The organism is Salmonella sp. HY31 (assembly GCF_042604575.1).
GTDB classification, from domain to species: domain Bacteria; phylum Pseudomonadota; class Gammaproteobacteria; order Enterobacterales; family Enterobacteriaceae; genus Salmonella; species Salmonella diarizonae.
This window is the reverse complement of the sequence record NZ_CP170479.1, coordinates 2,104,452-2,125,270: the sequence shown is the minus strand read 5'-3', so window position 1 is coordinate 2,125,270 and position 20,819 is coordinate 2,104,452. Positions and strand designations below refer to the sequence as shown.

At 48.2% G+C, this 20,819-nt stretch carries 22 protein-coding genes, 2 tRNA genes and 1 pseudogene; 11 read left to right on the top strand and 14 right to left on the bottom strand.

Annotated elements, in window-relative coordinates; all coding sequences use genetic code 11:
- Positions 1–39 precede the first annotated feature (39 nt).
- The 3 genes from ACE15A_RS10045 to rnt all read left to right on the top strand — a co-directional run bounded on the left by ACE15A_RS10045 (position 40) and on the right by rnt (position 2,361).
- Entirely contained in the window at positions 40–1,137 is a 1,098-nt protein-coding gene (locus ACE15A_RS10045; protein ID WP_064055788.1) for an alkene reductase, read from the top strand.
- 68 nt (positions 1,138–1,205) lie between these two features.
- Complete coding sequence (gene gloA / locus ACE15A_RS10040) at positions 1,206–1,613, top strand: lactoylglutathione lyase (RefSeq protein WP_001237787.1); 408 nt, start codon at positions 1,206–1,208, stop codon at positions 1,611–1,613.
- A gap of 100 nt (positions 1,614–1,713) precedes the next feature.
- The gene (gene rnt, locus ACE15A_RS10035; RefSeq protein WP_001282270.1) at positions 1,714–2,361 is read left to right on the top strand and encodes a ribonuclease T; all 648 of its coding nucleotides are present in this window, start codon (positions 1,714–1,716) and stop codon (positions 2,359–2,361) included.
- Positions 2,362–2,438: 77 nt separating this feature from the next.
- Here rnt and grxD read toward each other — a convergent pair whose 3' ends face one another.
- Positions 2,439–2,786: a monothiol glutaredoxin 4 gene (gene grxD / locus ACE15A_RS10030; RefSeq protein WP_000108176.1), complete on the bottom strand. Its 348-nt coding sequence runs from the start codon at positions 2,784–2,786 to the stop codon at positions 2,439–2,441.
- 333 nt (positions 2,787–3,119) lie between these two features.
- Here grxD and ACE15A_RS10025 point away from each other — a divergent pair, with 333 nt between their 5' ends.
- Together ACE15A_RS10025 and sodB are read left to right on the top strand one after the other, a co-directional pair.
- Positions 3,120–3,944 (top strand): C40 family peptidase, encoded by an 825-nt coding sequence (locus ACE15A_RS10025; RefSeq protein WP_023248102.1) that lies wholly within the window; start codon positions 3,120–3,122, stop codon positions 3,942–3,944.
- A gap of 126 nt (positions 3,945–4,070) precedes the next feature.
- Entirely contained in the window at positions 4,071–4,652 is a 582-nt protein-coding gene (gene sodB / locus ACE15A_RS10020; protein WP_023248101.1) for a superoxide dismutase [Fe], read from the top strand.
- An 82-nt stretch (positions 4,653–4,734) separates the two neighbouring features.
- Here sodB and ACE15A_RS10015 read toward each other — a convergent pair whose 3' ends face one another.
- Positions 4,735–4,824 (bottom strand): YnhF family membrane protein, encoded by a 90-nt coding sequence (locus ACE15A_RS10015; protein WP_000102276.1) that lies wholly within the window; start codon positions 4,822–4,824, stop codon positions 4,735–4,737.
- A gap of 295 nt (positions 4,825–5,119) precedes the next feature.
- Here ACE15A_RS10015 and purR point away from each other — a divergent pair, with 295 nt between their 5' ends.
- Positions 5,120–6,145 carry an HTH-type transcriptional repressor PurR gene (gene purR / locus ACE15A_RS10010; RefSeq protein ID WP_000190992.1) on the top strand — a complete coding sequence of 342 codons (1,026 nt, stop codon included), beginning with the start codon at positions 5,120–5,122 and terminating at the stop codon, positions 6,143–6,145.
- Here purR and punR read toward each other — a convergent pair.
- Positions 6,142–7,074: a DNA-binding transcriptional activator PunR gene (punR, locus tag ACE15A_RS10005; protein WP_023248100.1), complete on the bottom strand. Its 933-nt coding sequence runs from the start codon at positions 7,072–7,074 to the stop codon at positions 6,142–6,144. The two genes, purR and punR, sit on opposite strands and share 4 nt — an antisense overlap.
- A gap of 112 nt (positions 7,075–7,186) precedes the next feature.
- Here punR and punC point away from each other — a divergent pair, with 112 nt between their 5' ends.
- A complete protein-coding gene (gene punC / locus ACE15A_RS10000) occupies positions 7,187–8,392 on the top strand; it encodes a purine nucleoside transporter PunC (RefSeq protein WP_023248099.1) in 1,206 nt (401 codons plus the stop codon).
- 289 nt (positions 8,393–8,681) lie between these two features.
- A complete protein-coding gene (gene cfa, locus ACE15A_RS09995) occupies positions 8,682–9,830 on the top strand; it encodes a cyclopropane fatty acyl phospholipid synthase (protein ID WP_023248098.1) in 1,149 nt (382 codons plus the stop codon).
- Positions 9,831–9,871: 41 nt separating this feature from the next.
- Here cfa and ACE15A_RS09990 read toward each other — a convergent pair whose 3' ends face one another.
- A complete protein-coding gene (locus tag ACE15A_RS09990) occupies positions 9,872–10,513 on the bottom strand; it encodes a riboflavin synthase (protein ID WP_053508074.1) in 642 nt (213 codons plus the stop codon).
- 216 nt (positions 10,514–10,729) lie between these two features.
- Between ACE15A_RS09990 and mdtK the strand changes: the two genes are divergently transcribed.
- From mdtK to ACE15A_RS09975, 3 genes are all read left to right on the top strand, one after another.
- The gene (gene mdtK / locus ACE15A_RS09985; protein WP_023248097.1) at positions 10,730–12,103 is read left to right on the top strand and encodes a multidrug efflux MATE transporter MdtK; all 1,374 of its coding nucleotides are present in this window, start codon (positions 10,730–10,732) and stop codon (positions 12,101–12,103) included.
- Between the two features lie 151 nt (positions 12,104–12,254).
- A tRNA-Val gene (locus tag ACE15A_RS09980) sits at positions 12,255–12,331 on the top strand.
- Between the two features lie 10 nt (positions 12,332–12,341).
- Positions 12,342–12,418 (top strand) — tRNA-Val (locus ACE15A_RS09975).
- Positions 12,419–12,597: 179 nt separating this feature from the next.
- Here the strand turns inward: ACE15A_RS09975 and ACE15A_RS09970 are convergent.
- The 10 genes and pseudogenes from ACE15A_RS09970 to ACE15A_RS09925 all read right to left on the bottom strand — a co-directional run bounded on the left by ACE15A_RS09970 (position 12,598) and on the right by ACE15A_RS09925 (position 20,775).
- Positions 12,598–13,653, bottom strand: coding sequence for an EscU/YscU/HrcU family type III secretion system export apparatus switch protein (locus tag ACE15A_RS09970; RefSeq protein ID WP_129382413.1), 1,056 nt, complete (start codon positions 13,651–13,653; stop codon positions 12,598–12,600).
- Complete coding sequence (locus ACE15A_RS09965; protein ID WP_053508075.1) at positions 13,650–14,429, bottom strand: EscT/YscT/HrcT family type III secretion system export apparatus protein; 780 nt, start codon at positions 14,427–14,429, stop codon at positions 13,650–13,652. The genes ACE15A_RS09970 and ACE15A_RS09965 overlap by 4 nt, the downstream gene beginning before the upstream one ends.
- Complete coding sequence (gene ssas / locus ACE15A_RS09960; RefSeq protein WP_023248094.1) at positions 14,430–14,696, bottom strand: SPI-2 type III secretion system apparatus protein SsaS; 267 nt, start codon at positions 14,694–14,696, stop codon at positions 14,430–14,432.
- A pseudogene (gene ssaR / locus ACE15A_RS09955) lies at positions 14,693–15,340 on the bottom strand (SPI-2 type III secretion system export apparatus protein SsaR). The gene ssas and the pseudogene ssaR overlap by 4 nt, the downstream one beginning before the upstream one ends.
- Before the next feature lie 64 nt (positions 15,341–15,404).
- Positions 15,405–16,373, bottom strand: a complete 969-nt coding sequence (locus ACE15A_RS09950) for a YscQ/HrcQ family type III secretion apparatus protein (protein WP_053508078.1) — start codon at positions 16,371–16,373, stop codon at positions 15,405–15,407.
- A complete protein-coding gene (gene ssaP / locus ACE15A_RS09945; protein ID WP_023248091.1) occupies positions 16,354–16,725 on the bottom strand; it encodes an SPI-2 type III secretion system apparatus protein SsaP in 372 nt (123 codons plus the stop codon). Before ssaP ends, ACE15A_RS09950 begins: the two co-directional genes overlap by 20 nt.
- Positions 16,706–17,083 carry an SPI-2 type III secretion system apparatus protein SsaO gene (ssaO, locus tag ACE15A_RS09940; protein ID WP_024149674.1) on the bottom strand — a complete coding sequence of 126 codons (378 nt, stop codon included), beginning with the start codon at positions 17,081–17,083 and terminating at the stop codon, positions 16,706–16,708. Before ssaO ends, ssaP begins: the two co-directional genes overlap by 20 nt.
- Positions 17,084–17,085: 2 nt before the next feature.
- On the bottom strand, positions 17,086–18,387 hold the full coding sequence (gene ssaN / locus ACE15A_RS09935; RefSeq protein ID WP_129382411.1) for a SctN family type III secretion system ATPase SsaN: 1,302 nt from the start codon (positions 18,385–18,387) through the stop codon (positions 17,086–17,088).
- Positions 18,377–20,422 (bottom strand): SPI-2 type III secretion system apparatus protein SsaV, encoded by a 2,046-nt coding sequence (gene ssaV / locus ACE15A_RS09930; protein ID WP_064055789.1) that lies wholly within the window; start codon positions 20,420–20,422, stop codon positions 18,377–18,379. The genes ssaN and ssaV overlap by 11 nt, the downstream gene beginning before the upstream one ends.
- Positions 20,407–20,775 (bottom strand): type III secretion system apparatus protein, encoded by a 369-nt coding sequence (locus tag ACE15A_RS09925; RefSeq protein WP_023248087.1) that lies wholly within the window; start codon positions 20,773–20,775, stop codon positions 20,407–20,409. Before ACE15A_RS09925 ends, ssaV begins: the two co-directional genes overlap by 16 nt.
- Positions 20,776–20,819 lie beyond the last annotated feature (44 nt).

Sequence of the window (20,819 nt, the reverse complement as noted above, 5' to 3'; positions counted from 1 at the left end):
TATTACAAGACGACCGGTCTACTTATACCAGGAGCCACTATGTCATCAGCAAAACTGTTTACCCCCCTCAAGGTGGGCGCCATCACGGCGACAAACCGGGTATTTATGGCGCCTTTGACGCGTTTGCGGAGTATTGAACCGGGCGATATTCCTACGCCGTTAATGGCGGAATATTACCGTCAACGCGCCAGCGCCGGATTGATCATCAGCGAAGCCACGCAAATCTCCGCACAGGCGAAAGGTTACGCCGGCGCGCCGGGATTACACCGCGATGAGCAGATCGCTGCCTGGAAAAAAATCACTCAGGGAATGCATGCTCAGGGCGGTCATATTGCGGTACAACTGTGGCATACAGGCCGTATTTCACACGCCAGCCTGCAACCAGGCGGACAAGCGCCTGTCGCGCCATCCGCTATCAATGCGGGAACCCGCACCTCTTTGCGTGATGAAAACGGTCAGGCAATCCGCGTAGAAACTTCCACACCGCGCGCGCTGGATACTCACGAGATCCAGAGGATCGTCAACGACTTCCGCCAGGCTATCGCCAATGCCCGAGAAGCAGGCTTCGATCTGGTGGAGCTGCACTCCGCGCACGGTTATCTGCTACATCAGTTCCTCTCACCTTCTTCTAATCACCGTACCGATCAGTACGGCGGCAGCGTAGAGAATCGCGCCCGTCTGGTGCTGGAAGTGGTTGATGCCGGCATTGAGGAATGGGGCGCGGATCGTATCGGCATCCGCCTTTCTCCTGTCGGCACTTTCCAGAATGTCGATAACGGCCCAAATGAAGAAGCCGATGCCCTCTATCTTATTGAAGCGTTAGGCAAACGCGGCATTGCTTATCTGCATATGTCTGAACCAGACTGGGCGGGCGGCACGCCTTATAGCGAAGCATTCCGTAAAAAAATCCGCGCGTGTTTCCCCGGTCCCATCATCGGCGCTGGCGCCTATACGCCAGAAAAAGCGGAAACGCTGATCGAAAAAGGGCTGATTGACGCCGTGGCGTTTGGTCGCGATTACATCGCTAACCCGGATCTGGTGGCGCGTCTGCAACGTAACGCGAAACTCAATCCACAGCGTCCCGAAAGTTTTTATGGCGGCGGCGCGGAAGGCTACACTGACTACCCTACTCTGTAATTCCATTGATAGCGGCCTCACATCGCCGCTATACTTTGAATATCTTGACTATTTTAAGGACAACGAAAATGCGTTTATTGCATACTATGCTGCGCGTCGGCGACTTGCAGCGTTCCATCGCTTTTTACACTAACGTTCTGGGCATGAAACTGCTGCGTACCAGTGAGAATCCGGAATACAAATACTCGCTGGCCTTTGTGGGATATGGTCCGGAAACGGAAGAAGCGGTCATCGAACTTACCTATAACTGGGGCGTTGAGAGCTACGACATGGGCAATGCGTATGGGCACATCGCGCTGAGCGTTGACAATGCCGCTGAAGCCTGTGAACGTATTCGTCAGAACGGCGGCAACGTGACCCGTGAAGCAGGGCCGGTGAAAGGCGGTTCAACCATCATCGCCTTCGTTGAAGATCCGGATGGCTATAAAATCGAATTGATTGAAGCTAAAGACGCAGGCCGCGGTCTGGGTAACTGATTCCCCGTCGGGCGCAGGTCACTGTGCCCGTTGTTTTACTGCATCCCGGCGTAAAATTTGCCATAATGCGCGCTGCATTTTTTCGTATTAAGAGACTCAGATGTCCGATAACGCTCAACTTTCCGGTCTGTGCGACCGTTTTCGTGGTTTTTATCCTGTCGTCATCGACGTTGAAACTGCAGGGTTTAACGCTAAAACCGATGCGCTGCTCGAAATCGCCGCCATCACGCTGAAAATGGATGAACAAGGCTGGCTGATGCCGGACATGACGCTGCATTTCCATGTGGAGCCGTTCGCTGGAGCCAACTTACAGCCGGAAGCGCTCGCGTTTAACGGTATCGATCCCTCTAACCCACTACGCGGCGCGGTGAGTGAATATGAGGCGCTACATGCTATTTTCAAAATGGTGCGTAAAGGTATCAAAGAAAGTGGCTGTAGCCGCGCCATTATGGTCGCGCATAACGCCACTTTTGATCACAGTTTTATGATGGCCGCCGCAGAGCGCGCCTCGCTGAAACGTAACCCGTTTCATCCGTTCGTCACCTTTGATACCGCGGCATTGAGCGGACTGGCGCTGGGACAAACGGTGTTGTCAAAAGCGTGCCTGGCGGCGGGTATGGAGTTTGACGGCGAAAAGGCCCACTCTGCTTTGTATGATACCGAGCGGACAGCGGTGCTGTTTTGTGAAATCGTCAATCGCTGGAAGCGCCTGGGCGGCTGGCCGTTACCCTTGCCGACAGACAAATAACGTGGCTAACGACGCCGCTTTTGCTCACTATGACGGCAAAAAAGCGACCTTTACAGGTCGCTTTCCCCTTTCACAGATTATTCTGCGTCCGGCTCCTGAGTTTTATATTTTGCGGCAGTTTCTTTAATAAGCTGCTGCAACTCACCACGCTGATACATTTCAATCACAATATCACACCCGCCGACCAGCTCGCCATCCACCCACAGTTGTGGGAATGTCGGCCAGTTGGCGTATTTCGGTAATTCTGCGCGAATATCCGGGTTTTGCAGGATATCAACATAGGCAAAACGTTCCCCACAGGCGGAAAGCGCCTGAACGGCCTGCGCAGAGAAACCACAGCTTGGCAGTTTTGGTGAACCTTTCATATACAGGAGAATCGGGTTTTCAGCGATCTGGCGCTGGATTTTTTCGATAGTGGTGCTCATTGTCTCGCTTCCTTAACTTCTTTTACGACCGAAGCCTGTCATTGTAACGGGTCAGGCTGGCAACGGAAAATAACATTTTCATCATGCCTTATTATTTTACCGTCTGCGGGAATAAGTTGCATACAAAATATCTTTTAAGCGGGTTGCCACGCAGTGATTCGTAGATAACGCGTTCGTGTTTAGCATTAATTGCTATTTTTTTTACATCTGTTAACGAAACACAGCTTCAGAAACCAAAAGCAATTACCAATCTGTGCTTTTGTAGATTAGAATTATCAGGTTTTGTAAATCATACGCAGGCATGATCGCCTGCCTTTAACAGAGGATTGCTCAGTGGCGCGGATAAACAAAATCTCGATCACGCTCTGTGCTTTACTTTTTACTACTCTCCCTTTTACGCCAATGGCCCATGCTTCCAGGCAAGCCAAAGCGACGCCTGCTGTTTCTCATGTCACTAAAACGGCAGATAAAAAGAAAAGCACAACGCCCAAACAGATCAGTAAGACCAACAAAAAAAACGTAAAAACAACCTCAAAAACCAGCCGTTCTTCTTCCGCTTCTACGCCAAAACGTACCATCGCTTCCACGAAATCTCGTCATACGACACATCGCCGTAACAGAACCGCGCCCACGTCAATCGCCGCCCTCGACGTGACGGAAAAATGCACGACGCGTAAAGGCCGTAAGCCGCACTGCGTGAAGGGGAAAGGAACATTGCCGCTCTCTATTGCCGATGCGCATCGGACTAAAGTACAAAAAGCGACGAAAACCGCGATGTCCAAGCTCATGAATCAGATTGGTAAGCCGTATCACTGGGGAGGCGCGTCGCCGCGCACCGGTTTTGATTGCAGCGGTCTGGTTTATTATGCCTATAAAGATTTAGTGAAGATCCGTATCCCCCGAACGGCGAATGAGATGTATCACCTGCGTGACGCGGCGCCCATTGAGCGCAGCGAGTTGAAAAACGGCGATCTGGTGTTCTTCCGTACGCAGGGGCGCGGCACCGCCGATCACGTTGGCGTCTATGTCGGCAACGGTAAGTTTATCCAGTCTCCGCGCAGCGGTCAGGAAATTAAGATCACCTCGCTGAACGAAGAATACTGGCAGCGCCATTATGTCGGCGCCCGCCGGGTGATGACCCCTAAAACAATTCGCTAATATTTTATCCTGTCGTTTAACGACAGGATAACTTCTTCTTTTGCGCCCCCGCTCAATTTGCTACCCTATCCTTACGCGCACCAGGGTTATTGTGCGTGCGCAATATTAATAATAAGGAGAGAAGCAATGTCGTTCGAATTACCTGCATTACCGTATGCCAAAGATGCTCTGGCGCCGCATATTTCTGCTGAGACGCTGGAATATCACTATGGCAAACATCATCAGACTTACGTGACCAATCTTAATAATTTGATCAAAGGCACGGCGTTTGAAGGCAAATCGCTGGAAGAGATCGTGCGTGCTTCCGAAGGCGGCATCTTTAATAACGCCGCTCAGGTGTGGAACCATACGTTCTACTGGAACTGCCTGGCACCAAATGCTGGCGGCGAACCGACCGGGAAACTGGCTGATGCTATCGCGGCATCTTTTGGCAGCTTCGCGGAATTTAAAACGCAGTTCACAGATGCCGCTATCAAAAACTTTGGTTCCGGCTGGACATGGCTGGTAAAAGGCGCTGATGGCAAACTGGCTATCGTCTCTACCTCAAATGCCGGTACGCCGCTGACCACAGATGCGACGCCGCTGCTGACGGTTGATGTGTGGGAACACGCGTATTACATCGACTACCGCAACGCCCGTCCAAACTATCTGGAGCATTTTTGGGCGCTGGTTAACTGGGAATTTGTCGCGAAAAATCTCGCCGCATAAGTCTGAGCACGCAGAAGGTACGCCTTCTGCGTTTTAGAGAGGGATAGAATAGAGGAAACGCCCTCCCTCAGAAGAGAGGGAATCAGTGCAGAGCGGCCGTTAATCCACCTGCGACAATCAAGCCCAGAACAATAAGCGTAGTGATCAACGAAAATTTCAGGTCGGTACTCATCAAGTTTTCTCCTTTTTATTCCCACACAAAAAGTGATATAGCGCATTTTTGCACATTCCCGCACAAAAATCTCTCATGTTTTATATTGATAACTGTTTTTAACGCTTCCCCTTTTCCTCAAGATCAGACAAAATTCCAGGCTTACTGAATTAGCGTAACGGCCATTGACCCCTTCCTGACGTTCCGTGTCGTTTTTCCGGCATGCCGCAACCCTGACGTTGCGATTAGGGTGTGTGTAGGCAAACGTTTACCTGGCGTTTCTCAGGAGCTTAGCGAGGGTCTGGAGTGAAATGTAATGGCAACAATTAAAGATGTAGCGAAACGAGCAAACGTTTCCACTACAACTGTATCACACGTAATCAACAAAACGCGTTTTGTCGCTGAAGAAACGCGTAACGCGGTCTGGGCAGCGATTAAAGAGCTGCACTACTCTCCCAGCGCCGTCGCGCGTAGCCTGAAGGTCAACCATACCAAATCGATAGGCTTACTGGCGACCAGCAGCGAAGCGGCCTATTTTGCAGAAATTATCGAGGCGGTTGAAAAAAACTGCTTTCAGAAAGGCTATACGCTGATTTTGGGCAACGCCTGGAATAACCTGGAAAAACAGCGCGCCTACCTGTCCATGATGGCGCAAAAGCGCGTGGATGGCCTGCTGGTGATGTGTTCTGAGTACCCGGAACCTCTGCTTTCCATGCTGGAAGAGTATCGCCATATTCCGATGGTGGTGATGGACTGGGGTGAAGCGAAGGCCGATTTTACCGATACGGTGATTGATAACGCCTTTGCAGGCGGCTATATGGCGGGTCGTTATCTGGTTGAGCGCGGTCACCGGGATATCGGCGTTATTCCCGGTCCGCTGGAGCGCAACACCGGCGCGGGTCGGCTGGCAGGCTTCATGAAGGCAATGGAGGAGGCGCTGATCAACGTGCCAGACAACTGGATTGTTCAGGGCGACTTCGAGCCGGAGTCCGGTTACCACGCGATGCAGCAAATCTTATCGCAGTCACATCGCCCTACCGCCGTTTTCTGCGGCGGCGATATTATGGCGATGGGCGCGCTTTGCGCGGCAGACGAAATGGGGCTTCGCGTACCGCAGGACGTTTCGGTGATCGGTTATGACAATGTGCGTAACGCCCGCTTCTTTACCCCGGCGCTGACGACGATTCACCAGCCCAAAGACTCTTTAGGCGAAACCGCATTTAATATGCTATTGGATCGCATCGTCAATAAGCGCGAAGAGTCACAGTCTATTGAAGTTCATCCACGCCTGGTTGAGCGTCGCTCGGTCGCTGACGGCCCGTTCCGCGACTATCGACGTTAATCCCCGCTGTCGGGAGCCTCTTCAGGCTCCCGCAACCACTCCCGATTCAACGTTTCGCTATCGCCCAAATAATCCAGCAGCCATGCCAGCGCGGGCGAGGCCTCGTTTTGCTGCCACGTCAGGCAACAGGCCGCATCGGGAAACGGATTCTCTAACGTCAGCGCCACCCATTTTCCGCTGTCTATCCACTGTCGGGCAAAGTGCGTCGGCACCATTCCCACGCATAATCCTGCTGACAGGCAGGTTGCCGATGACTCCCAGTCCGGTACTACAACCCTTTTTTGGTTATCCAGCAACCAGGTAATCCGTTTCGGTAAGGTTCGCGAGGTATCTTCTCTGACCAGCGACGGCCAGTTGCGCAGGGTATCATCGCTTAACGGTCCCGGCATCGCCGCCAGCGGGTGATCGCTTGCCACTACGCAACTCCAGCTCAGGGTACCCATATCCCGAAAAGCATAACGTCCCCCTACCGGAATCGCCTGCGTCGCCCCAATAGCCAGTTCGACTCGCCCGTCGGAGAGCGCGTCCCAGACGCCGTTAAACACCTCCTGAAAAACCAGCAGTTCCACATCGTCAAAATGGCGATAGAAATCGACGATCATCTGCCGGGTACGTTCTGGTCTGACGATATTATCCACCGCAATAGCCAACTGCCCGCGCCAGCCATTAGCAATTTGCTGACACTGTTGACGAGTGATCTGCATTTTTTTGATAACAGAACGCCCTTCTTTTAAAAACCAGACGCCAGCAGGCGTAAGTTCAACATCACGGTGACGTCGTACAAAAAGCGGTACGGCCAGCCACTCCTCTAACTGACGAACGGTGTAACTGACTGCCGAAGGCACACGGTGCAGTTCCTGCGCCGCCGCGCTAAAACTGCCATTGCGCGCCACGGCGTCAACCACTTCAAGCGAGTATTCCGACCACATAATTTGCCTACAAAAATTTTGAATTCACTGGACAAATATTAACGTTTCACAACCGTAATTTCACTCCCTACACTCTGCGACAATGTCTGTCTGATAAGAAAGAGAAACAAATATGCAACCTGGAAAAGGTTTTTTAGTCTGGTTAGCCGGTCTTAGCGTGCTGGGGTTTCTGGCTACGGACATGTACCTGCCCGCGTTTGCCGCCATACAGGCGGATTTACAAACGCCTGCTGCCGCTGTCAGCGCCAGCCTCAGCCTGTTTTTAGCTGGCTTTGCCGTCGCACAACTACTCTGGGGACCGCTATCGGATCGTTATGGCCGTAAACCGATTTTACTGCTGGGGTTATCCATCTTTGCGCTCGGAAGTCTGGGGATGCTGTGGGTAGAAAGCGCGGCAGCACTGCTGACGCTACGCTTTGTGCAGGCCGTCGGCGTTTGTGCGGCAACGGTAATCTGGCAAGCGCTGGTGACCGATTATTATCCTTCGCAAAAAATTAATCGTATCTTCGCCACTATCATGCCACTGGTAGGATTATCCCCGGCGCTTGCGCCCTTACTGGGAAGCTGGATACTGACGCATTTCTCATGGCAGGCGATTTTCGCCACGCTGTTTGCGATTACGTTGTTGCTGATGTTGCCAGCGCTGCGCTTAAAACCATCGGTAAAAGCACATGCCGAGGGACAGGATAAACTCACTTTTGCGACGTTGCTACGCTCTAAAACCTATCGCGGTAATGTACTGATTTATGCCGCCTGTTCCGCCAGCTTTTTTGCGTGGTTAACGGGTTCCCCGTTCATTCTCAGCGCGATGGGTTACAGCCCGGCAGTGATTGGCCTGAGCTATGTTCCTCAAACCATCGCTTTTCTGATTGGCGGATATGGCTGCCGCGCGGCGCTACAAAAATGGCAGGGTTACCAATTGCTTCCGTGGCTGTTAGGGCTGTATGCGCTGAGCGTTATCGCCACCTGGGGAACGGGCTTCCTGAATAATGCCTCACTGGTGGAGATCCTGATTCCGTTCTGCGTAATGGCGATTGCTAATGGCGCAATCTACCCTATCGTCGTCGCGCAAGCGTTACGCCCTTTCCCTCAAGCCACGGGGCGTGCTGCGGCGCTGCAAAATACGCTGCAACTGGGGTTATGTTTCCTGGCAAGCCTGGTGGTTTCATGGCTCATCAGCACGCCGCTGCTGACCACCACCAGCGTAATGCTCTTTACCGTTGTTCTGGCGGCGTTAGGCTACAAAATGCAGTCTCATGCAGCGTGCAATGAGGCCGGATTTGCGCATGCCGATGTCGCCCACGAGAAGTCTCACTAGAGGTTTGTTAACCCCGGTTAATTAGCACGCTAACAATTTTCGGTTGAATCATCAAAAATTGCGGCCTATACTGATTCCCGGTTGTTTATATTACGATAATTATTAGGCATTAACGGGAACCGGAGCGTTCCCGATTCACCACGGATGGCCTTTTCGGCAAGGGTTCCTCCCTTCCTCTGTTCTACGTCGGATAACTGGCTCACGGAATTGTCCGTGGGATTTCTCACAAAGCCAAAAAAGCGTCTACGCTGTTTTAAGGTTCTGATCACCGTCCAGTGATGGAGAAGCTATGAGTTCATCGTGTATAGAAGAAGTCAGCGTACCGGATGATAACTGGTACCGAATCGCCAACGAATTGTTAAGTCGTGCGGATATTACAATTAATGGTTCCGCCCCGTCTGATATTCGTGTTAAGAATCCCGATTTTTTTAAACGCGTCCTGCAGGAAGGCTCGTTGGGATTAGGTGAGAGTTACATGGATGGCTGGTGGGAATGCGAGCGTCTGGATATTTTCTTCAGCAAAGTCTTACGTGCCGGTCTTGAAAATCAACTCCCCCACCATGTTAAAGATACGCTCCGCATCCTCGGCGCGCGTCTGATTAATCTACAAAGTAAAAAACGCGCCTGGATTGTCGGCAAGGAACATTACGATCTTGGTAATGACCTTTTTTCCCGTATGCTCGATCCCTATATGCAATATTCTTGCGCCTACTGGAAAGATGCCGATACGCTTGAAGCTGCACAGCAAGCCAAGCTGAAATTAATTTGCGAAAAGCTACAGCTACAGCCAGGGATGCGTGTGCTGGATATCGGCTGCGGCTGGGGCGGCCTGTCGCAATATATGGCGACCCATTATGGCGTTAGCGTGGTGGGCGTAACAATCTCCGCTGAACAGCAAAAAATGGCGCAGACGCGTTGTGAGGGTCTGGATGTTTCCATTCTCCTGCAAGATTATCGTGACCTTAACGATCAGTTTGACCGAATCGTCTCCGTCGGCATGTTCGAACATGTCGGGCCGAAAAACTACAACACCTATTTTGAGGTTGTCGACAGGAATTTAAAACCGGATGGTCTTTTCCTGCTCCATACTATTGGTTCTAAAAAAACCGATCATAATGTCGATCCGTGGATCAATAAGTATATTTTCCCCAACGGTTGCTTGCCGTCTGTTCGTCAAATCGCCGAGGCCAGCGAATCACACTTTGTAATGGAAGACTGGCATAACTTTGGCGCCGACTACGACACGACTCTGATGGCGTGGCATGAGCGCTTTATCAATGCCTGGCCGGAAATTGCGGGCAATTATAACGAGCGCTTCAAACGTATGTTCAGTTATTATCTCAACGCCTGCGCCGGTGCGTTTCGCGCACGTGATATCCAGCTTTGGCAGGTCGTATTTACGCGCGGCGTTGAAAACGGTCTGCGCGTTCCTCGCTAATCACCGCCCCCCGCATTTCATGCGGGGGTTTTTATTTTCCGTTAGCCAATGTTGGCCTGATTTCTGACCGCATTTTCTCGTGCAGCCAGTACGCGTTCTACGGTATCGACAATCGCCTGCGTTTGCGGATCGATCTCGATATTCACACGTTCACCCAGTTTTTTTCTGCCAAGCGTAGTACGCTCCAGCGTCTCCGGAATCAGATGCACGCAGAAGCGCGTTGGCGTTACCTCGCCGACGGTCAAACTAATACCGTCGACGCCGATAAAACCTTTGTACAGGATATACTTCATCAGTGACGCATCCTGCACCTTAAACCATACCTGATGGTTATTTTCGGATGTCAGGATTTTCGCGATCTCCGCCGTCGTAATAATATGCCCCGACATCAGATGTCCGCCGATTTCGTCGCTGAATTTAGCGGCGCGCTCTATGTTGACCTCGTCACCCACCTTCAACGCGCCCAGATTGGTGATGCGCAGAGTTTCTTTCATCAGATCAAAACTTATCTGATTGCCGTTTATTTCAGTCACGGTCAAACAGCATCCATTATGCGCCACGGATGCCCCCGTCTCCAGCCCCTCCAGCATGTAGTCCGGTAACGTCACCACATGGGTGCGAAAGTTGGGTTTTTCATCAATCGATACCAGTTTCGCGGTACCTTGTACGATCCCCGTAAACATATCTTCAACTCCTGAAATAAATAAAAGCAGAACTGCTCAGCACAATAGCAGGTGGAAAAACAGCTTGCCAGCAATGCCCCGTCAACAACTGTTTTTTCACTGGAGAAATAGTAATACCCCGCTACAATAGACTGAAATTTCCCCTGCTATTTCTTTTGGCTGCCACTACGGCGGCTTTTTAGTCTTTCATATAACAACAAAATAAAAGGTGAATACGTGCAGAAGTATACCAGTGAAGCGCGTCAGTTATTAGCGTTAGCTATACCGGTGATCCTTGCGCAAGTGGCTCAGACCGCAATGGGATTCGTCGATACCGTCATGGCAGGAGGCTATAGCGCTACGGACATGGCGGCCGTCGCTATCGGCACCTCTATCTGGCTTCCCGCCATTCTGTTTGGACACGGCTTACTGCTGGCCTTGACGCCTGTGATTGCACAGCTCAATGGCTCCGGCCGTCGTGAGCGTATCGCGCATCAGGTTCGACAAGGATTCTGGCTGGCGGGCTTTGTCTCTGTGCTGGTGATGATCGTCCTGTGGAACGCCGGATACATTATCCGCTCCATGCATAATATTGATCCGGCGCTGGCCGATAAAGCCGTGGGCTATCTTCGCGCGCTACTGTGGGGCGCGCCGGGATACCTTTTCTTTCAGGTAGCGCGAAACCAATGCGAAGGTCTGGCCAAAACCAAACCGGGTATGGTGATGGGATTTCTGGGCCTGCTGGTCAATATTCCGGTGAACTATATATTCATCTATGGGCATTTTGGTATGCCGGAACTCGGCGGCATCGGCTGCGGCGTTGCCACTGCGGCAGTCTATTGGGTGATGTTTATCGCCATGCTTTCTTACATTAAACACGCGCGTTCAATGCGTGATATTCGTAATGAAAAAGGCTTTGGCAAACCCGATAGCGTCGTCATGAAACGCCTGATTCAACTGGGGCTGCCGATTGCGCTGGCGCTGTTCTTTGAAGTCACGTTGTTTGCGGTTGTCGCGCTGCTGGTTTCGCCGTTAGGTATTGTGGATGTCGCAGGTCATCAGATTGCGCTTAACTTTAGCTCGCTGATGTTCGTACTGCCGATGTCGCTGGCTGCGGCGGTAACGATTCGAGTGGGCTATCGTCTGGGCCAGGGCTCGACATTGGGTGCGCAAACCGCAGCACGCACCGGTTTAGGCGTCGGCGTTTGTATGGCTGTGGTTACTGCGATCTTTACCGTCACTCTGCGTAAGCATATTGCTTTGCTCTACAATGACAACCCCGAGGTCGTGGCGCTTGCCGCGCAATTAATGCTGCTCGCTGCGGTTTACCAGATTTCCGACTCTATTCAGGTTATCGGCAGCGGTATTCTGCGCGGTTATAAAGATACGCGTTCCATCTTTTTTATCACTTTTACCGCCTACTGGGTGTTAGGCTTACCCAGCGGTTATATCCTTGCGTTAACGGATCTGGTGGTTGATCGCATGGGACCGGCAGGGTTCTGGATGGGGTTCATCATCGGCCTGACCTCGGCGGCGGTGTTAATGATGCTACGGATGCGCTATCTACAACGTCAGCCGTCCTCCATTATTTTGCAGCGCGCTGCGCGATAATACGGCAATAGCCGTCGCATGGCGGCTATTTTCTCGACATGTTGCATATTTCCACCGCAATCAGGTGATTTCAGGAAGAAAATTGCGATTTCCCTCTTGCCTCATTGCGGTTGTGACGCTAATATTCGTCCCCGTTGTCACCTACAACGTTGCGTTCATAGCTCAGTTGGTTAGAGCACCACCTTGACATGGTGGGGGTCGTTGGTTCGAGTCCAATTGAACGCACCATCATTTTAATGCGTCTGTAGCTCAGTTGGTTAGAGCACCACCTTGACATGGTGGGGGTCGATGGTTCGAGTCCATTCAGACGCACCAATACATTATCTTTCGCGATTGTTTGATTTTATAAGGCGCTATCTGGTGTTTATTCCAGGTTAAAAAATATTATATTCAGTATCTCACCTTTATCGCCAAACAAATCAATTATCTGTTCTACACTCTATTGCCTATCTTAATATTCGCAGTGGTTTGAAGAGGTATACCGAAGGCATTTATTATGTTTCAGTAGAATGCGCATAATCTATCTTCATCACCATACGTAACAAAGCTGCAACGGGTTCAAATAAAGTTTCAGGAATTTTATCTCCACGTTCCACTTCAAAAAATAATGAGCGGGCCAGATCAACATTTTCAACAACAGGAATGCAGTTGCGTTCTGCGATGTTAACAATATAGTTAGCTTGAGTATCACTACCTTTTTCCAGAACGCGTGGTATTGGCATATCGGTGGGATGATAGCCAAGACAAACTGCAATATGCGTTGGATTACGAACTACCGCAACAGATTGTTTAACAGATTGAGCTAAACTACCACTTTGTATTTCACTCTGCATTTCCCGACGCCGTGTTTTCATTTGAGGGTCGCCCTCCAGATCTTTATGCTCCTGTTTTACATCATCTTTACTCATTTTTAGATCTTTTCTAATCTTATAATATTGGAAAGAATAGTCCAGTATGCCAACGACTATATAAAAAGCCATCACCCCTACCCATAACCATTTTATTAAACACGAAACCACAGGCAGGGTACAGGCTAACCCACAGTACGGTAGCGCCCGAAAAGTACTGGCATAATAATAAAAGAAAAAGACAACGATAAGAGATAATATGATAACTTTCAAGCTGGATTTACATAATTCCACTACGCTATGTAAAGAGAATATCTGCTTAAAGTTACTTACAGGATTTATATGATCGCTTTTAAAACCAATGGCTTTACTGGCAATCACCAACCCCACCTGAAGAAACACGCTACCAATAGTGGCAATTATTATCCCTGCTCCCAGAAACAGAATTGCAGAAGTCAATGAATCCACTAAAGAATAACTCAATTGCGTTAATGCATAAGCAAATGGTTTATTTATTAATTGTAATGTAAAAGTCACTGATTCAATAAACCTCAAGATAATATATTCAGTAAAGAAATTAAAATATAAAAAAAGCGCAATAAGCTGGAACAATGACGTTAGCTCAATGCTTTTGACTACCTGCCCTTCCTTACGGCCGTCACGTAATTTCTTTTCTGTGGGTTGCTCTGTTTTTTCGCTCATACTGCTGGAAACCAATTTTTCAGATAAATATAAAATTTATCGCTCTCAATCAAATAGTGATGAAGAGCATAAGGGAATGATATCAAGAGCATTAGTAGAACCAATATACTTTTGAGCGGCATTGAGAAGAAAAACACATTCAATTGTTGCGCTGAGCGGTTTAAAAGACCTAACGCCAGGTCAGCTAATACCATACATATTATGGCAGGAAGAGAGAAGCTGATACATAGTTGATAAAGTGTTCTCCACTCTATCTGTATATATTTAAGGAATTCGCGGCCGAATAATAAATCATGCCCCGGAGGTAAATATTGGTAGGATTCATACAAAATGTTTAATATAAATTCCATACCACCACTTATAAAAAAAATCACACACAGAAACTGACTGAAAAGCAAGCCAAAGAGTGAGGTTTCAGCTTCCATTGTGGAGTTGAATATTGTACCCATTGTCGCCCCCCGTAAAGTATCAAGCAGAAACCCAGCCATATCAACTGCCCAAAAGGGTACCGCTGCACAAAATCCAATCAAAAAGCCAATAATTACCTCTCCTGTAATTAACCCCAACCAACTGTAGTCTTTACCAACATGTATAAAAATATGTTGTTGATAAATAATCGGCAATACGGGAAAGGTAAGAGATATAAGAACGCCATTACGTAAAAGCGCGGTCCCCAAACTACCAGTTTTTAGTAGTGGAAGTAATAAAGAAAGGCCTAATGGTCTAATAAAAGCCACAGCCAATACAATAAGCCATTCATTGAGCTGGTGCGTCATTCAACCATGCTCTCCAATTCGTAGCATTATTTGACGAGTATAATTTAGCAGAATGCCGCTAAGCCATGGATAGCTGACCATTAAGGTTATTGCAATTGCCAATAATTTAATCATGAATTGTAGCGTTTGGTCCTGTATTTGAGTCAGGGCCTGAACAAGGCTTACGATGACACCAACTAGCGATGCCACTAACACCACGGGCATAGAAGTAAAAAGAACGATCCATAAAAGTTGTATTACAAATTGCGTCAGCTCAGAATCGTTCATGAAAAGCTCTGTACTAATTGCGCCAGTGTCAGATCCCAGCCACCAGCCAGTAAAAATATCAGCAGCTTAAACGGTAATGAAATGGTCATAGGCGATACCATCATCATTCCCATAGCCAGCAATATATTTGAAATAAGTAGATCAATAGCCAGAAAAGGAAGATAAATAAGTAATCCAATCCGAAATGCCTGCGTTAATTGACTCACAGTAAATGCCGGAATTAATATCAGCAAAGAATCAGGATTTATTTTTCTTTGTATGTCTTCAGGCCAGGTTCATTTTATCAAATTCCGAAAATAATTTGCTTCCTTTTCTTCAGAGTTTTTTTGCAAAAATTGTCGATAAGGCGCTAATGCTTTGCTGTCCCATTCAGACATCCAGAATGGAGCGCCAGCGACCTGAACGGGATGCCAGCGCTCTTTTACAGCTAATAGCGTCGGTCCCATAATGAATAAGGAAAGTACAAGCGCAAGGCCATAAAGTGCAATATTGGGGGGGACTTGTTGAATACCCAGAGCATTTCGTAAAATAGAAAATACCACCGCCAGTTTAAGAAAAGAGGTTCCCATTACGATAGCGAGAGGCAGTATTGAAAGCAGAAACAATATACCAATCAGTTGCAAAGGCGAATCGGGTAAGGACATATATTAATCTCATGACACGACCGGAAATTAATTATACCGTTTGCATATTGTTTTTTTATCAGGTTTATACTGTATTTTGGGATAGATACCAACGTGTAATACGCACCATGAATTCATTCCCACAGGCAATCAACTCACCTTGTCCAATAACACGATCATTTACCCTTATCGTCACTTCTGGTGCAAAGCATCCCCCTACAGGCAAAACGTCCCCCGTTTTAAGTTTTCGTAATTGTCCGATTTCTACACTCGCACGACCGATCTCAAAGAGCACACTTTGCGGTATCTGCTCGAGTTCGATAGAAGACTCTCCATCACTCTTTAACAATGGACTCCCTTGCGCAAGCAGCGTTTCGATATCTTGTACTAATTCATCAAATTTCATCATATTATCCGCTGTCAGCAAAACCCTGGCATATATACCCCCAGGTAATTGAATAACAAAAAAACCGAGCCTGATATCACCAAAGCAATGAATCCGAATGCCCATTCCGATTTCGATAGACTCAAGTTCAGTTAACGTAAGCTGGCACCAACCCAAATATACGGCAACCACTATGGGAGGAGCTGGATAAATCTGTTGACGGTCAGCAGAAAATTCTCCGACTATATTTCGCAAAAACGCAGTTGGCCACTTAAAAATAATGCCATGAAACTCATGTTCCTCAACTATCCATTTGATATGCAACGTTAGCTGATGTGGTACATTACTGCAAGATGTCGGAGGCTCGTTCTGGCAGAGGGTCGCATCACTGGCTTGTAATAATGGCGCCAGCCCCCATTCAGCTATTCCATATAGCAATTCAGGATCGATAGCTGATCGATTAGCTGTGCCAATTAACTCTTCACACCAGCGCTGCCAGCATTGTTCTGCAATCCATACCCTACCCAGCTCATTATTATAATTTATGGTAAATAACGTCCCTTCCTGTACCGGATATTGTTGCATACTCAATGTCAGCGCACCAATGGTAGCACCTTCCGTTGGGAGTATATCCATCCACGGACGCTCTTCATTCGCTATTCTTAACATAGAATATCTCCAGGCAGATTACATACCCCATATTCAGCAACTGAGATTCCAGCCACTGCTTTAGCATTTTCATCGAACGATAAATCTCATGATGAGGAACATTAATTTTAAGTTGAATTTGCTCTCCTGATTCACATACTTCACATTCTACACCGTCAAGATAACCGCCAATAACGCGAAAGCGTTGCGTGAAAACTACATTCTTATTCAACAAGGTAAGGTTATTCTCACTAACGGGTAACGCCTGGTAAATGAGTTGCTCAAAGTCCGTACGTCCCGCTTCCGCCTCGTTATCATCCTGATAAGATTTACGTGGCACCCCAAGACTTCCTTCAACTTTGGTAATACGCATCGTTTAATACCATAGTGATTTTTTCTTTTTTTTTCATAAGCGCATTGAAATTCTCCTGTAATTTGCTTCTCTGGGAGACAAGCAGTTGATATTGATTCTCTAACTGCTGCCGCTGGGTCAAAAAGCTCTGTGCCTGAGTGAATAGCCCGGCCATTTGTTGTTTCTTATCCAACAGTAAATGACAAGATAACGTTCCTTGCCAGTCCATTAACTCTTTCAACCTGGCATTCACGGCTAAAGTACGCGTCTGGCAAATCTGTTGTTCAGAAATAAGCGCCTGTTGTTGCAGATCAAGTACGGCAAGTTTGCCGCGTAATTGCTTTTCACGTCGCGCTATTATTCCCAGCAAGGTTTCCAGGATCACTCGGTGAGTATTTGTTGTAATTTTTCTATTAGTAACTCGGGTCCGCATACTTCATCCTTATTTTGTCGCAAAAATGTGCAAATATTCGGATACGTATCAATGGCTTTATCAGCCGCAATATCAACCCCTCGCTGGTATTCCCCAATGCGTATTAACAGCTCAACTTCCTGGTAGAGCGCCAGGTGTCGCCGCAGCGTTATCGCCAATTGACGATGCCCATGACTGGTAACGACTGGAAAAACGCGACTTAACGTTGCCAACACGTCAATTGCAGGATAATGCCCCATTTCTGCAAGCCGCCGGGATAGCACAATATGTCCATCAAGCAGTGAACGGACTTCATCCGCCAGCGGCTCATTCATATCATCGCCTTCAACCAGTACCGTATAAAACGCGGTAATACTACCTTTTTCTCCCATTCCTGTACGTTCTAAAAGTCGTGGCAATGTACTAAAGACGCCAGGTGGATATGCTCCAGAAACAGCGGTCTCCCCGGCGGCCAGAGCGATTTCCCTTGCGCCCCTGGCATAACGCGTCAGTGAGTCGGCAAGCAAGACGACTCGCTTTCCATCATCGCGAAAAAACTCCGCTATCGTGGTAGCCACAAACAGCGCTCTCACCCGCTCTAAGGCTGGTCTGTCAGAGGTTGCGACAACAATAACACAACGTTTTCGGGTCTCTTCATCCAGTGTAAAATCAATGAATTCGCGGACTTCTCGTCCACGTTCACCAATTAAAACCAGAACATTAATATCTGCACCAGGGGCATTACACAACATCGCCAGAAGCGTACTTTTACCCACGCCTGGAGCAGAAAAAATTCCCACTCGTTGCCCTTCGCCACAGGTCGCAACGCTATCTATAGCGCGAATCCCCGTCATTAATGGTTGAGTGATAGGCCGTCGAACCATCGCGGGAGGAGGCATTGCATCATAGTCTTTCCAACAAACTTCTGGCAGTTCGCGGCCATCAAGGGGACGACCAAGACCATCAATGACTCGCCCTAATAACGCTTCTCCCACAGGAACCTGATGACGTCGCCTTAAGGCCATCACTTGCTGCCCACAGTGCAGTCCGGTAGTACTCGTAAAAGGAGATAGCAATGCTTTGCTGCCGTTAATCCCCACGACTTCAGCAAGTTCTCCGCCTGGCTTTATACAGCACAGTTCTCCCATAAATACCCCAGGCAACCACGCATTTAACAACGTTGCGCTAATATCCTGAATTCGGCCCCATCGCCGATAACCATCGGGGGGAGGATATTTCAGCCTCAGTCGTTGCATCAATTCATTCTTCATTGTCCGCCAACTCCTCTTCGCTAAGGTCAATACTTTCTACCACTTGTACAAAGCTCTCCTCTCCTAATTCCTGCCAAGACAAAATCGGTACGTCGAACAAGGTGGCTTCTGTAATTTTTCGCAAGAAACGTCGGGTGTCGACAGAGGTGACAATGAGCAATTGGGCTGAATGCTTGAGCGCTTGCTCGATCAGTTGCAGAATCTGCGACTTATGACGAGACGACAGCGCAGTATAGGTCCCCATTGCCGTCTGGCGAATGGATTCACGCACGAGATTCTCAATACCCTCGCCGATCCGCAAAATCGGCAACGGTTTTCCTTCCGGATTAAGACGACGTAGAATATGACGACGAAGCGCGATACGGACATATTCTGTCAACATCAGGACATCTTTTTCACGTGGCGCCCAGTCAATTAACGTGCCGAAAATAAGGCGTAAATCTCTAATAGAAACCCGTTCTGATACAAGCCGCTGCAAAGTTTCAGCGATTTTGTTGATGGGTAACTGACGCTGAAGCTCTTTTACCAGTTCAGAGTAGTTTTTTTCCATTGCATTCATCAGATAACGCGTTTCCTGAACACCAATAAACTCTCCCATATAACGAAGTAATGCACATTTTAGTAGGGCAGTGATACGTTGGCTGCCCGCGAAAACGTCCAGCCCAAAACCTTGCGCCTTATGGCCCATGTCTTTTGAAAGCCAACAGATCTGCCCCATTCCGTTCGGTAACGTCTGGCTGTTACCCACCACGCTAGCGTCCGCGCCCATCAATAAATAATCCGCCTGGGCGGGAATAGATAAACTAAATACGGGTTCCTGATATAGCAGTACCGTCAATTTTTCGGTGGGCTCAGGCAAAACTTCAATATTAACTTCAGGAAGAGGGACCCCGGTGTCCTCAAATAATAACCATCTCATGGCATCAATATCACGTATCAGGTCAGCAGAATGTAACATCGGTGTAAGACGTAAGATTAGGGGACATGCACCGGGAGCCATACTATCTTTTTCCGGCGCCTCTACTCCACTTACGGAGACCACCGTTTTTTTGCGGCGAATGAGGATAATTGGCAACGTCAACAAAGCTGAAAAAAAAGCGAGAATGATAAAAGGGAAGCCTGGAATAAAAGCGAGGAGCATCAAAACAACAGCGGTTAATATGAGTGACTGAGGTTGTCTGGCAATCTGAGAACTCAACTCTGTCGCCAAATTTTGGCGTTTCTCGCCAGGAACACGGGTAACAATAATCCCCGCGCTAAGTGAAATAAGCAGGGATGGAATTTGCCCACATAAACCGTCCCCGATTGAAAGTACGCTATAAGTGTGAACAGCATCACTCATCGACATATCATATTGTACGATAGCGATTATGATACCACCGATAATATTCACCAGTACGACAATAATACCGGCAATCGTATCACCTTTAACAAATTTCATCGCACCATCCATCGCGCCGAGAAAGCGGCTTTCCTGCTGGACGTGCTGTCTTAATTTACGGGCGTGGTCTGCATCAATGACTCCGGCACGCAGATCGCCATCAATACTCATTTGTTTGCCTGGCATACCATCAAGTGAGAAACGTGCGCTGACCTCCGCTACCCTCTCGATACCTTTTGTAATGACAATAAACTGTACGATAGTAATGATAGTAAATACGACCAACCCAACGGTGAGATTTCCCCCTACGACAAACCTACCGAAAGCGTCTACGATATTACCGGCGTTGTGTTGCAACAATACCAACCGTGACGTGCTAATTGTGAGTGACAAACGATATAACGTGGTAATAAGTAATAAAGACGGAAATACAGATAAATCGAGTGGGTCGCTAATATAAATGGCGATTAATAGCAGGATCACTGAAAACATAAGGTTGATAGTAATCAGGATATCGACCATCCAGGTCGGTAAAGGTAACAACATCATCACAATAGCGATTAATAACACCGTCGCCAGAACCATATCCTGCCGACCCGCACATACTTTGAGCCACTGTTGCGCCCTGATTCCCTCACCTAAACGTGAACGCATTGCGACTCCAGGAATTTTATTTGTCGATGATGTAATCGTAACCAGAGCTCGGCAGAGCTAGAGGGAGGAGGAGAACAACTAATCGCAAGCCCATCGCGCAACAAAAATAATCGTTGAGGAATGCCCATAAACCCCGCAGGTTTCCAGTTAGTCAACGCTTTAAACAGCAGGTCTTCGTCTAAGAAGGTCTGCTGGAGTATCTGACATAAGTGAACACGACCATTCTGATAGTTTAGATAGGTTTCATATTGTCCTTGCCGCCAGAACATATTTGGTGATAAAGGCCGTTCAGTTAACCCTGATAATCGAATAAAAAGCTGAATATTACGTTCAGTAATGAGATCCCAATCCATTCTGTCGCCTCAATGATGAGCCACAAAACAAATTTACCGAAATG